This is a genomic window from Bacteroidales bacterium, assembly GCA_016707785.1.
Lineage (GTDB): Bacteria > Bacteroidota > Bacteroidia > Bacteroidales > UBA4417 > UBA4417.
The window spans coordinates 42,973-56,902 of the sequence record JADJGZ010000056.1; the positions used below are offsets into that span (position 1 = coordinate 42,973).

The window sequence follows — 13,930 nt, forward strand, 5'->3', positions numbered from 1 at the left end:
CTGTTAGTTTTTATTTCAATTCTCTATGATTCTCGCTGTTGAACAAGGCTTCATGAGTGGAAGCAATTTCTTTAATCATTCCCTGGAACATCAGGAGATGGATGGGTAACAAAAGGAACCAGTATAAACGCCCGCTTAAACCTTTCGGCATAAAAGTAGCTGTCTGATAGAGATAACTACCTTCTTTCCTGTTTACAATCCTAAACTCTAACCAGGCCTCCCCGGGAACTTTCATTTCGGCAAACAGCAACAGGCGTTTACGCTCTTTGTCGGCAATCAGCACTCTCCAGAAATCCAGGCTGTCTCCCGGCCGAAGATCCGTTGCATTTCGTCTCCCTCTTCTTAATCCCACACCACCGACCAATTTATCAATCATTCCCCTGACCTGCCATATCCAATCAGCAAAATACCATCCGGTATCTCCCCCGATGGATAGTACTTTTTTCCACACCTTTTCTGGGTCTCCTTTAATTATAACACGTCGGTGATCGCGCAGTACTCCAAAATCAGGTACTTCAAGATAACCAAATAATGAGCCTGCATTTTTCATTGAAACGGCATCTGTCCAACTGGATTGAACAGTATCCAGGTTAATTCTTTCCAATGCCCTTTTGCAGGCTTCCTTATAAGTGAGTGGAGGGATCTGAAGGATTTCCCTCAGACGATTATCTTTACACACTACCTCCACCTTCATGCTATCAACCAGGTTCACTGCAAGGTAATAGGATGTTGAAGTAACAAAGTATAGCCAATAGGATGAAATTCTGGGACTTATAAAAGAAACTACTCCAATATGCCGTTTTAATCCTCTTACTTCAGCGTATTGAAGCAGCATCTCCTTATAGGATAGGATTTCGGCACCCCCAATATCAAAAGTATCATTGAAAGTACGCGGGTTCAACATACATCCGGTGAGATAGCGGATTACATTGGTAATGGCAATAGGTTGGCATAGCGTTTTTACCCATAGGGGAGCGATGATCCATGGCATTTTTTCCATAAGGTCACGAATGATCTCAAAGGATGCACTTCCACTCCCCACAATGATTCCGGCGCGAAGAACCGTTACCGGTTTTTCAGACTTCCTGAGAATTTCTTCAACATTTTTACGTGATTGCAGATGCCTTGACAGTTTCCGGGAATTGGAGATTCCGCTGAGGTAAATGATTTGTTTACAGTGTGTCCGTTTAATGTAAGATGCAAAATTCCCGGCAGACCGTGCTTCCTCTTCCATGAATTCCCCGATTGAGGTTGACATTGAATGCACAAGATAGAATGCTACATCAAACTGAAGAGAATTTAATTCATCAGGGATTGGGAGTGACAGATCGACTTCAAAACCTTCAGGACTGGGACCACTGTGATCAGGCAGGACCAAACGCTCAAGATTCCTGACAAAACATAGTACCTCATGTCCATCATCGAGGAGTTGTTGCATCAATCTCCTTCCGATATAGCCGGTACTCCCTGTTAGCAATACTTTCATGTAAAGAGGCTAAATTGAATGAGATACAAAATACTAAGTCAGGTTATTGAGTGCTAATTATACAACTCTTTATGACATTCGGAACAGAATGCGGTTTTCCATTTACCCCTGATCTCTGTAGGATGCACAAACTCGAGCGAGGTATTGATGGAACTTGCAGTTATATTTCCAGTAGGCCCCTGGGCAATAATTGTATGACAAAGATCACAATTCCTTGAAATCGTTTCCCCTTTAGCTGTTTTATGCCTGTCGGAATGGCACCGGAAGCAACCATCTGATTCAAGATGCCCGATGTGATTGAGATACTTGTTTGAATTAGCCTTCATATGAGGAAAAGCATTCAGCTGATACTGTCCCTGCATAGCTACGATAGCCTGACGGATACGTTTTTCATCCTTTGAAAGCACTTCAGGATGTTCATCCTTATAGAAATTCAGCACCGTTTCGTTTATGGTCATCAGGGCGGTATCCTTATTTTCATACTCCAATTTTAAGGCTTCCATAGCCGCCATTTTAATAAAATATATGTCCTTTGGAATCAATCCGGAAATAAGGGCATTGTCGATATAGTCCGGAGCTGATTTATAAAGATGCGATGGGCGATTATGACAATCCATACAATCCATTGACCGGGTTTCAAGTGTATCCAGTGCTTTTTTATCCAAAGGGTTTTCTTCATCCATGAAAACCTTTACTTCCCCGGTTTTCAGATTCGTCAGCTTCACCCATGGAATACTTTCCCTGTCCCGGGTATTGGATACATATTCAATCTTGAAATCCTTATTAATATGCCAGTGAATCCCTTCCGAAAGACCCATCGGGCTGTATTCCGGTCCTATTTTCATAAGCAGGGAAACATTCCATTCAGTATTTGTGTCATCTGCAATATAGGATCGTTGACTCCTGAGTTTCCTTGAATAGAATTTTTCAGGCCAGTGGCAACGTTCGCAGGTTTCCCTGGCAGGACGAAGACTATGAAGCGGCGTTTCTATGGGAGTTGGATATTTCTTGAACAACACAGAGTACACCTGGTATAAACCCGAAAGTTTTGATTTTACATACCAATCTGCTCCTTCTCCCACGTGGCATTCAACACAGGTTACCCGGGCATGGGCGGAATGCTGATAAGTGACAAACTCAGGCTCCATCACCTGGTGACATAACTTTCCACAAAACTCAACAGATTCAGAATATTGATAAGCCCTGTAACTCCCCATGGCAGAAACGACCAGGAACAACATGGTGATAAGGCTGATCTTAATAATTGTTCCACGCTGTTTTCTTTGGTTTAGATCAATGACTGGCCAGGCTGAATCTGTGACTTCACCCCTTTTCTTTTTCCTGACACGAATAAGTATCCCAATTGGAATCATTAACAATCCGATAACAAGAAATACCGGCAGGATGATATAGATATACAATCCCAGGTATGCATTACTTTGAGCTGTAAATAATGAGAACAGGAAAAGTACCAGGATAAGTATAAGGCTGTTGGCAACCAGCACAAAGCCGGTCAAGCTGATCCAATTGTAAAAAGAACGCTGTGTTTTCATAAAGCAAAGAGGTTGAGTGAATGCTAAAGAAACTACATATCGATATATATATGTATTTCAAATATACGATACAATATATAGCAATCCCATGCCAGCGCCAATTATTGTTTAGTCTAAATAAGAACAGTGGAGGTGCATTCATCAATTTTGTACCTTTATTCCAATCTTGCCGGCCCTCCTATCTATTCTAAATAGATGAATAATGAAACTATCTTTAATGATCGTTCTATTCTTAAACAGCTTATTCCAGCTATCAGCTCAATCATGGGATATTAAGCCTGCTTTTGAAAATAAAATGAGGCATGTTTCATTAGGGCAAAATCTACTTAAGCATAATTTTCAACAATTTGCCAATCAATCTCTTAATTCAGTATGGGAATGGGATACACTCACTCTTTTCAAAGCCGGAATCCCTTTCCAACGTTCAGTCCAAACTTTTAATGATCAATTCCAGTTAACACAGAAGGTGTTTGAAGAACGTATAAATCAATCCTGGAATCCTTTCGGCAGGTTACAATTCGGGTATGACTCTGAAGGCCGGTTAATTACAAAAACAGAACAATCCTATTCTTATCCTGATTGGTCTAATACCAGCCGCACCAATTATGTTTTTAATATTTCCGGAGATGTTGAATTAGTACAAACTGACCATTGGGAATCGGGTCAATGGATCCCCTATAGCAGAAATAGCAGGGAGTATAGCCCGTCGGGAATGGAGGTTACCATCATTAATGCATATTGGGACGGGACAGAATGGGATCCAACCTTGAAAACACTACTATTATTGAATATTGCCGGGAATGACTCACTTATTACCATTACGGAGTGGAATGGAACCGTATGGCAGAATTATTTTCGTTTCTCACATTTTTATGACAGCCTGGGCTTAAGGGTTCTGTCAATGGATGAAATTGCTGAAAATGGAACCTGGATGTATGATTCCAGAGACCTTTATACCTATGATTCAGCTGGGCAACTGGTCAATCAGATTTATGAAAACTGGGCAGAGAATGAATGGACCCCGGAAGAAATGCGCTCTTATGAATATGATGACAGGGGGAAGCAGTATTCGACTACACTCTTTTCAAGAATCAACAATAATTGGATTCCTACGGATCGGTCGTTGATGTTTTATGATCATGAAAGTCGTCTTTATAGTCACCAGTATGAACATTGGACGGATGGTACCTGGGTTCCCTGGCAGAAGGGAAATTACACTTTTGATGCCTATGGGAATTCAGTTTCAGGGGACAGCTGGATTTGGGAGCAGGGTGCCTGGGTTAACGCAGCGGGCTTACTGCTGATGTCCTATAACTATTCATCATCCATCCTTTACCTGGATAATCTTGATCATTATGAGGCCAGTTATGTTAGCAATACTGAAAATATTGATGTAACTGCACTTGATAATGAAATTCTGGTTTACCCTAATCCTACTGAAAATATCCTGTGTATCAATCAGATAAATGCCTTTCATGTAACTGTTTTGATATCGGATCAAATGGGGCGGCTTATTACTAAAACCTCGATGGATAAGTGGCCAGGATGTATTAATGTGTCGATGCTTAAACCTGGTGTTTATCTTTTACAAATTAATACTTCAACCTTGGTATCATCCTATAAATTCATTAAAAAATAGCGCTTGTAATTAAAACGAGGTTGTCCCAAAGAAGGGACAACCTCGTTATTCAATATTTCATCACTATAAAACATTGATTATGTTCATTCAAAAAAGCAAAGTACCGAATTAATTGATCATTACTTTATTGATGTACTGCTGATTTCCGCTAAAAGTCTTTACGAGGTACAGGCCAGAAGGTAATTCAGAAACATTGAGTTTAGCCTGCTGAACACCATTGGAAACTGCAAGGCTACCGCTTCTTAATTGCTTTCCATCCATTGAATACAATCCATAAATGGCTGAAGAACTGCCTGATTCAGTTGCTATCTCAATGGTAAGGATATCTGAAACCGGATTTGGGAAGGTCCTGATTGTAGCTGTGTTGGGTGACCGTTCATCCAGGTTGGTGGTGTTTTGAAGTGCTATGAACTCACCTCCAGAAGGCAATACAGCAAAGAGCCCAAACTCAGGTCCATTATTATTTGTGGTAGGGCTTAAAAATCCTGAGGCCACCACAGCCAGTGCCTGTCCTTGTAAGCCAAGTGCTTCTAGAGGAGCATTAAAGGTTGCTACTGTAACAGTTCCTGTTTCATCACGAACTTCCAGTTGATAGTTAGCAGTTGGAAGTTCCAAATAACCTGCAAATTGTCCATAGCTCAGGTTGTCAACAATAGTCCCGGCACCTGCAGCAACTTCAACTACATCCACTGTTGGAGCATCTGTAGCACCATGGAAAACAAGTACATCGGTATTGGATGCTGATGTGGCTGATTCACGGCCCATGTCATACACATACAGGTCGAATGGTGTGGCAGGGTTATATCCGGAAGGAGCCACTATACCATTGGCAACAAGTATGTATTTATTTCCTGATGCCAGGTTGTATGTAAACCTAGCCAACGCATTTGAAGTATCTGCTGAATTAGCTGGTTGTATAACTACATCGAAGTCAACTCCTGCAGGAGCATTGATGAACGGAGAAGCTGTGCGGAAGGAAAAATTATCAATCAGCATTTGGTCGTTCAGCCAAACATCAACGGTAGCCGCTGCAGCATCAGCTGAGTTATGAAGAACCTGCAGACGCGCGGGGGCTGGTGTTGCAGGAAGTTCAATCAAAGCGCCACCCCAGGGTACTGCAACAAAAAGTCCAAATGGAGCACCATTATTATTCATGGAAGGATCCAGAAATCCTGAAGCCACAATAGCCATTGCCTGTCCCTGTAAACCAAGTGAAGAAAGAGGAGCCTGGTAGGAAGCCACGGTAACAGTTCCGGTTTCATCCCTTACTTCAAGTACAAAATTATTGGTTGGAAGTTCAAGATAACCGGCAAAAGTACCATAAGCAAGGTTATCGACAATCGTACCTGCCCCTAAACCGGTTTCAACAACATCAACAACAGGAGCATCGGTGGAACCATGGAATACGAGCACATCAGAATTCAGCTGATTGCTTGCAAATTCGCGTCCCATATCATAAACATACAAGTTAAATGGAGTTGCAGGGTTATATCCGGTAGGTACAACAATTCCGTTAGCAACAAGAATGTATTTACTCCCACCTGTAAGGTTATAGGTAAAACGTGCCAGGGCATTGGTAGTATCAGTAGAGGTTGATGGTTGAATCACCACATCAAAGCTGACCCCTGCAGGAGCATCAATAAAAGGAGAAGCTGTCCTGAAAGCAAAATCATCCAGCAACAGGGTGTTGTTTAACCAAACATCCACTTCAGCAGCTGCAGCATCGGCCGAGTTATGGATTACCTGTAAACGAGCTGTGGAGATGGTTTCGGACGGCAAAGCAACAAGGTTTCCACCTGAAGGTAATGCGACATATAAACCGAATGCCGGACCATTATTGTTATTGGAGGGGTTCAGAAATCCTGAAGCTAAAACTACTGCAGCGGCTCCATTCAGACCCAGGGTTGAAAGTGGGGCTGCAAACTGAGCAACCGTGTTAGTACCTGTTTGATCACGAACCTGAAGGCTGTAGTCGAGGGTTGCCAGTTCAAGGTATCCGGCGAAGTTAGAGTAGGAAAGGTTATTAATAATTGTACCGGCTCCAACACCTACTTCAACAACATCAACAATGGATGCATCAGTTGAACCATGGAAGACAAGCAAATCAGTATTTGTAGCTGTTGTGGCTGTTTCCCTTCCCATTGCATAAACAAAAATATTGAAAGGAGGAGCTGGCATATAACCTGAAGGCACTACGATGCCATTTGCAACGAGGACATAGGTTTCACCATCTGACAGGTTATATGTAAACCTGGCTAGTGCATTTGTTGTATCTGTTGAGTTTGAAGGCTGAATAACTACATCAAAAGCAACTTCAGCAGGTGCATCAATAAATGAAGATGCTGTGCGGAATGCGAAATTATCAATCAAAAGTTGATTGTTCAGCCAAACATCTACCGTTGCAGCAGCAGCATCAGCTGAATTATGGATTACCTGGATACGGGCACTTGGTGTATGAACAGGAAGTTCAACGAGTGCACCCCCTGCAGGCAGAGCAACATAAAGTCCGAAAGCAGCACCATTATTATTCACTGAAGGATCCAGAAATCCGGAAGCTATCACAGCCATTGATTGTCCATTAAGTCCTAATGTTTCAAGCGGAGCTTGATAGTAGGCTACATTAACAGTACCTGTTGCATCTTTTATAGTAAGAATGTAGTCGTCGGTTGGAAGTTCAAGATATCCGGTAAAACTGCCATATGCCAGGTTGTCGACAATAGTTCCGGCTCCGACACCAGTTTCAACAACATCAACAATTGGAGCATCCGTCGATCCATGGAAAACCAGCACATCTGAATTAGATGGATGTGATGCAAACTCACGTCCCATGTTATAAACATAAATATTGAAAGGAGTAGCAGGATTATACCCTGTTGGAACAACAATACCATTGGCAACGAGAATATACTTGCTTCCTCCTGTAAGGTTATAAGTGAAGCGAGCCAAAGCATTTGAAGTATCAGTTGAATTTGAAGGCTGAATTACCACATCGAAATTAATTCCGGCAGGGGCATCAATAAAAGGGGAAGCCGTACGGAAAGCAAAGTTATCAAGCAGTAGTGTATTATTTAACCATACGTCCACCACTGAAGCAGCAGCATCGGCCGAATTATGGATCACCTGTACACGTGCAGTAGAAATAGGTACTGACGGCAATGCCACAAGGTTACCACCGGATGCTAATGCAACGTATAAACCAAAGGCCGGACCATTGTTATTAACAGAGGGGTTTAAAAAGCCGGAAGCAACCACCACAGCAGAAGAACCATTGAGTCCAAGTGTTGACAGAGGAGCTGAGTATTGTGCCACAGTGGTTGTTCCGGTTTGATCACGTACCTGGAGACTGTAATTTGCAGTAGGAAGTTCCAGATACCCTGCAAAAGTTCCATAATTGAGGTCATTAATAATTGATCCTGCACCAACGCCAACCTCCACTACATCTACAACAGGGGCATCAGTTGAGCCATGGAATACCAATAAATCGGTATTTGAAGGGCTGCTGGCTGTCTCGCGACCCATGGGATATACATAGATGTTAAAAGGAGTTGCAGGATTATATCCGGTTGGAATTACAATACCGTTGGCAACCAGCACATAAGTTTCCCCATCAATAAGATTGTAGGTAAAGCGTGCAAGTGCGTTCGCAGTATCTGTTGAGTTGGAAGGTTGAATCACCACGTCAAAGTCAACTCCAGCCGGAGCATCAATGAACGGAGAAGCAGTGCGGAAGGCAAAATTGTTAAGTAAAAGTGTGTTATTCAACCATACGTCCACCACTGAAGCAGCAGCGTCGGCCGAATTATGGATCACCTGTACACGTGCCTGCCCAAATAGCAAGGCCGGTACTAATAACAGTCCAAAAAGAACTGAACGAAGTGTAACTTGTAAGGTTTTCATGGTATAAGGGTTTAAATTAATCATTTTGTTTAACCTTATAAACCATTTATTAAACAAGAATGTTTAATGTTTATCATATTTTATTAAACAATAATTGTAAAATTTTATTGCCGATATATCCATATTGCTTACTTTCAATCGTTTAGCAAATTGTTAACAAATGTTAATTCATTTTAAAAATAAAAAGCAACTTCTGTTTCCGATTACCTTAAAAGAAGGTTGTATAAGAAACATTTGAAATAAAACAGAAAAGGCCTCCGTCGTGAGACAGGAGGCCTTTCTTATTTGAGGTTGAACAGGAGATTGCCTTTATTTCTTGGCAGCTTCCGCTGGTTTTTTCAGATGTTCAGAAAGGAATTTTTCCATGGCATTATAGAAATCATAACGGTTTTCTTCGTTACCAAATCCATGGCCTTCGTTATCTTTTACCATATATTGTACTTCTATGCCTCTTTTCTTGAGGGCTTCCACCATTTGATCAGACTCAGCCTTATTTACGCGTGGGTCATTGGCTCCCTGGGCAACAAATAAAGGAGTTTTGATTTTATCTACATGAAAAACCGGTGAGGCTTCTTTCATCAATACGCTGTCTTTTACAGGATCGCCAACCATTTCATACATCATATCAAGCATAGGCTTCCAGTAAGGAGGAATGGTGTTCATGAAGGTAAACAAGTTCGAAACTCCTACATAATCAACAGCTGCAGCGTAGAGGTCCGGTGTAAAGGTTACTCCTGCAAGGGTGGCATATCCACCATAGCTACCACCATAGATAGCAACTTTTGATTTATCGGCAATGCCTTTTTCAACGAGCCAGTTTACACCATCGGTGATATCATCCTGCATTTTCTTGCCCCATTCCTTGAACGAAGCTTCCCAGAATTTACGGCCATAACCGGTTGATCCGCGGTAGTTCATCTGGAACACAGCATACCCACGATTGGCAAGGAACTGAACTTCGGGATTGAAACCCCATCCGTCCCTGACCCATGGTCCACCATGAGGATTTACCACTACAGGAAGGTCCTTTGCGTTATCCATAGTATAGCCTTTGGGTAAAGTTAAATAACCATTGATGGTGAGACCATCGCGGCTCTTATATTCAACAGGAACCATACTGGCCATCTCGTTTTCATCCAACCACGGACCAATATCAGTGATCTTATCAAGTTTGTTGGCGGTTCTATCATAGATGTAATAGGATCCCATCGATTTATCGCTGAAAGAATAGACGATATATTTATCCTCCGCTTTATTATTGGAAACGAATCCGAAATCGATATCTCCAAGCTCTTTTTTAAGATCGGATACCATATTTTCGAATTCCTTATCGAAGAAATGACGTTCACGTTTCCATGAAGTATACCTTGCAGCAGTGAGAACCTTACGTGCTTTTGAATAGAAAAGTCCATCCACATCATAATCCTTATTCTCATACAATACCTTTACTTCCTTGCCGGTACGGGGATCAAATTCAACAATCACCTGTTTGTCGCGGCCAAGGTTCGAGGATGCATAAAGATTCTTGTTATCGAATGTAAAGAACATGGGCGAAAGGGATTCCTTGAAACTGGTGGTAAGGACGGTCTTGAATTCGTCGGCTTCAGTTTCCCTGAATAGTATTGAAGTATTCACTCCATCCACAATGGCAGTAGCCAGTCGAAGTTTACCTTCATGGTCGGTCATCCAGGACTGAATATTACCCGGGTTTTCGGCAAGTATGGTAAGCTCGCCGGTATTGATGTTAAGACGATAGGGGTCAAAAACCTGGGGATTTCTTTTATTAAGCCCAACGATAACGAATTCATCAATTTCAGGTAGATCATCAATTACTTCGGTACGTACCTTGTCGAAATCAGTAAGTCCAATGAGATTAGTCCCATCAATATTGACACCGAAAAGCTTGAAGTTTTCATCTCCACCGGTATCTTTCAGATAGAGGATACGGGAATTATTCCCCCAGAAGAACCCTGCAATATCCCTGGCGGTATCGCTGGTCAATCTGGTTGCAGAATCCTTACCGATTTCCTGGACGAAAATGTTCATACGACGCATATATGGAGCCATATAAGCGTAATATTTACCATCGGGTGATAATTCGAATCCTGATTTTTCAGGATTTTTGAAAAAATCCTCCACTGCATATTGCTTTGCAGGAGTGATTACTTCCTTATTCTTACATGCATTCACTGTTATCATGGCAATCAATAACAGCAAAGGAAGCCAAAATGTTGTTCGTTTCATGAAGTAAATTTTAAGGGTTAATATAATTATGTGATCTTTTTTAATACAACTTTTGATAGCCGGAAGAAACTTCTGTATCCTTAGGCAAAAATACTTAAAACGTCCTATTTTTCAACTAGTTAACATTACATTTCGACAGGTTTCCCTTAATCATCTGTAAAACTACCCTAGTATTCGGTGAAAATGTTTCTGAGGAAAGGATGTTGATAGTAAATGAGTGTAGAAATACCAGTTTGAGTACTTTTGCGTTATTGCAGCATCATGAATAAGAAGAGAATATATCGAATCCTATTTGTTTTATTGACTTTCCTGACGATAGCAGGAGTTGCCGGAATATTGCTTCAACAGTATTTTAACGATAAAATCAGGGATTTGTTCATCAGGGAACTTAACAAGCAGCTTTCAGCTGAAGTTCAGGTTCAACAAGTCAAACTCAGCGTGTTCAGGGATTTCCCATCTGCATCTGTAAGGGTTACGGGTTTGACTATGAAAGAAGCCGTGAAACGCCCCAATAAGGGAATATTGATGAAGGCGGGCCTTATTTCATTACGTTTCAGTTTGTTTGATCTTTTCACCAATAATATATCGGTGACTAACATCATGATTTCCAATGCAAAGTTCAATATGCGGGAGTACCGGGATGGCACCGATAATTATCACTTCTGGAAATCATCAGGTGCCAAAACAGGCAAAGACCTAAAAATCGATCTGCAAAAAATCATCATACTGAATAGCCGTATCACCTACCTCGATGAATCATCAGGTGAGGATTACCGTTTCATGTTGAAAGAGACTTTGATGAAGGGAAAGTTTTCATCTGACGAATACCTGTTGGATGCTTCCGGGGATCTGAATATTGAATTGTTTACCAGTAATCATATCAATTACCTGAAAGACCGTAATACCGCCCTTGAAATTATTATGAAAATAGAGGATTCAAAGGGCTTTTACCAGATTCAGAAAGGGAACATTCGTTTTGCCGAATTGGGTTTAGGCGTGAAGGGAACCATATTACACAGTAATAATCTGAAAGAAATCGACCTTTCCATTGAAACTACCTCAGCTACATTATCTGAATTGGTTTCCACCATCCCTGCAAAGTACCTTAAGCAGCTTGATGATTACAGGTTTGAAGGGGATGCCATACTAACAGCCAAGGTAAAGGGGAGTTACAACGGCAGTGAAATCCCTGCTATACAAGCTCAGTTATCACTGGTTGAAGGGGTGATAGGCAAGAAAAGTGCAAGGGTTTCCCTCGAAGACGTCAGTTTATCAGCAACATATAACTCCGGACAGAATCGCAATAATGAACAGCTTAGTATTAATGAAATAAAAGGGAAACTCAGGAATGGCTTCATTTCAGGCAATCTAAAGATGACGGGATTCAAATCCAGTATGATTAAAGCTACCCTGAAAGCCGATGTAGATCTTAATGATGCCAAAGAACTGCTGAATACCGATACCATTACAGAAATGAATGGAAGACTATTGTTAGATGGTGTTTTTGAAGGACGATTGGCAGATTTGAATAAACCCGCATTGACTGATCTTCCCCGCTGCCGGCTTTCAGGAAAGCTGCAGGTTTCAAAAGCTGTACTCGGACTTAAGGGTTATTCGCTTCCGATGGAAAAAATAGACGGAGAAATGCTCTTTGCAAACAATTCCCTTCAACTCCGGAATCTCTCATTCCTGATGGGGAAAAGTGATTTCAAGGCTAAGGGTAATGTAGAAAACCTGATGGCCTGGCTACTGGTGAAAAATCAAAAACTTAGTTTTCAGGGAGATATATCTTCTAATCGGACGGATTGGGATGAGATATCGGAAAGTAGTTCAGGAAGTGGAGAGTATCATTTTACCTTGCCTTCAGATATTGAAATTCAGGGATTGCGCCTGCATGTTAAAAATTTCACTTTCAGGAAATTCCAGGCAGCTTCAATTTCTGCAGACTTAAAGATGAAAAACAAGGTGATATCAGCAACAAATATCCTGATGCAATCCATGAAAGGTGTTGTTAGCGGACAAGCATCCATTAATGGTTCAAGTCAGGATCATGCTTTGATTCAATGTAAGGTTACTATCAGCAAAGTAAACCTGAAGAGTCTTTTTGCAGAATTCGGAAATTTTGGCACCACTGATCTTACCCATGAAAACCTTGATGGAACTATTACAGCGGATGTTGTATTTGCTTCTGTTATGTATCCCAATCTTGATATGGACCTGCCGTCGGTAAAAGCCCATGCTGATATCCGTGTGGAAAACGGCCGTCTTGTAAATTATGAACCAATGAAAGGTCTTTCTAAATTCCTGAGGGTGGAAGACCTGGCAGATATCCGTTTTGAAACACTTCAAAACCAGATTGATATTGCAAATAGAATCATTTATATACCGGTAATGCAGATCAAATCCAGTGCTATCGATCTGAACCTTATGGGAACCCATACTTTCGACAATGAGTTGGATTATCATTTCAGCCTGTCATTAGCGGACCTGATGGCTGCTAAATTCAACAAAAGAAACCCGGGATATAACAAAACATCAGAGTTTGGGCCTATAGAGGATGATGGCCGTGGAAGGACGATGGTTTATGTTTCTATGACCGGAACAGTTGATAATCCGGTATTTGCATATGATAAGAAAGCAGTGAGGGATAAAATTGCCACTCAACTGAAAAGCCAGAAAGTTGAACTTAAGGAGGTATTTAAAAAAGAATTCGGAGGTGGACAGGATTCAATCATGTCTAAACAACAGACAAAAGAGAAAACGATACAGAAAAAACAAGAGGAAGGGAAGTTTGTGATTGAATGGGATGATGATAAAAAATGATGAAAGAATTCGACAATTTGACGATTTGACGATTTGACGATTCGACGATTCGACGACGATTCGACGACGATTCGACGATTCGACGATTCGACGATTTCCCGAATGGAAGCCTTTGGCTCGACAATTTGACAATTTGAAAATTCGACAATTTGAAAATTTGAAAATGAGGAGATGCGCTGAATGGAGTATTTAGATTAGAATGAAAAACATTATAGGTGGCTACTCCCCTTATTTAGGGGGCGGGGGACATTGGGGCGGGTGGGGGCTATCCAATTTTGCCCTATTCGG

General features: G+C 41.4%; 6 protein-coding genes. 2 read left to right on the top strand and 4 right to left on the bottom strand.

The genetic code is table 11. The features are described 5' to 3' along the window. Positions 1 to 10: 10 nt before the first annotated feature. A complete protein-coding gene (locus tag IPH84_18715) occupies positions 11 to 1,486 on the bottom strand; it encodes an SDR family oxidoreductase (GenBank protein ID MBK7175197.1) in 1,476 nt (491 codons plus the stop codon). Positions 1,487 to 1,539: 53 nt separating this feature from the next. Then, positions 1,540 to 3,039 (bottom strand): NapC/NirT family cytochrome c, encoded by a 1,500-nt coding sequence (locus IPH84_18720; protein MBK7175198.1) that lies wholly within the window; start codon positions 3,037 to 3,039, stop codon positions 1,540 to 1,542. A 202-nt stretch (positions 3,040 to 3,241) separates the two neighbouring features. On the opposite strand from IPH84_18720, the gene IPH84_18725 reads away from it, so the two are divergent. After that, positions 3,242 to 4,678, top strand: a complete 1,437-nt coding sequence (locus tag IPH84_18725; GenBank protein MBK7175199.1) for a T9SS type A sorting domain-containing protein — start codon at positions 3,242 to 3,244, stop codon at positions 4,676 to 4,678. Positions 4,679 to 4,786: 108 nt separating this feature from the next. Here IPH84_18725 and IPH84_18730 read toward each other — a convergent pair whose 3' ends face one another. Both IPH84_18730 and IPH84_18735 read right to left on the bottom strand, forming a co-directional pair. Then, the gene (locus tag IPH84_18730) at positions 4,787 to 8,575 is read right to left on the bottom strand and encodes a DUF4397 domain-containing protein (protein MBK7175200.1); all 3,789 of its coding nucleotides are present in this window, start codon (positions 8,573 to 8,575) and stop codon (positions 4,787 to 4,789) included. A 309-nt stretch (positions 8,576 to 8,884) separates the two neighbouring features. Beyond that, the gene (locus tag IPH84_18735; protein MBK7175201.1) at positions 8,885 to 10,819 is read right to left on the bottom strand and encodes a S9 family peptidase; all 1,935 of its coding nucleotides are present in this window, start codon (positions 10,817 to 10,819) and stop codon (positions 8,885 to 8,887) included. A 261-nt stretch (positions 10,820 to 11,080) separates the two neighbouring features. Here IPH84_18735 and IPH84_18740 point away from each other — a divergent pair, with 261 nt between their 5' ends. After that, positions 11,081 to 13,642 carry a hypothetical protein gene (locus IPH84_18740; protein MBK7175202.1) on the top strand — a complete coding sequence of 854 codons (2,562 nt, stop codon included), beginning with the start codon at positions 11,081 to 11,083 and terminating at the stop codon, positions 13,640 to 13,642. Positions 13,643 to 13,930 lie beyond the last annotated feature (288 nt).

What these genes read in the sequence shown, in the direction of transcription:
- IPH84_18715 (MBK7175197.1), bottom strand. Translation starts at nt 1,486, where the DNA reads ATGAAAGTATTGCTAACAGGGAGTACCGGCTATATCGGAAGGAGATTG.
- IPH84_18735 (MBK7175201.1), bottom strand. Translation starts at nt 10,819, where the DNA reads ATGAAACGAACAACATTTTGGCTTCCTTTGCTGTTATTGATTGCCATG.
- IPH84_18730 (MBK7175200.1), bottom strand. Translation starts at nt 8,575, where the DNA reads ATGAAAACCTTACAAGTTACACTTCGTTCAGTTCTTTTTGGACTGTTA.
- IPH84_18725 (MBK7175199.1), top strand. Translation starts at nt 3,242, where the DNA reads ATGAAACTATCTTTAATGATCGTTCTATTCTTAAACAGCTTATTCCAG.
- IPH84_18740 (MBK7175202.1), top strand. Translation starts at nt 11,081, where the DNA reads ATGAATAAGAAGAGAATATATCGAATCCTATTTGTTTTATTGACTTTC.
- IPH84_18720 (MBK7175198.1), bottom strand. Translation starts at nt 3,039, where the DNA reads ATGAAAACACAGCGTTCTTTTTACAATTGGATCAGCTTGACCGGCTTT.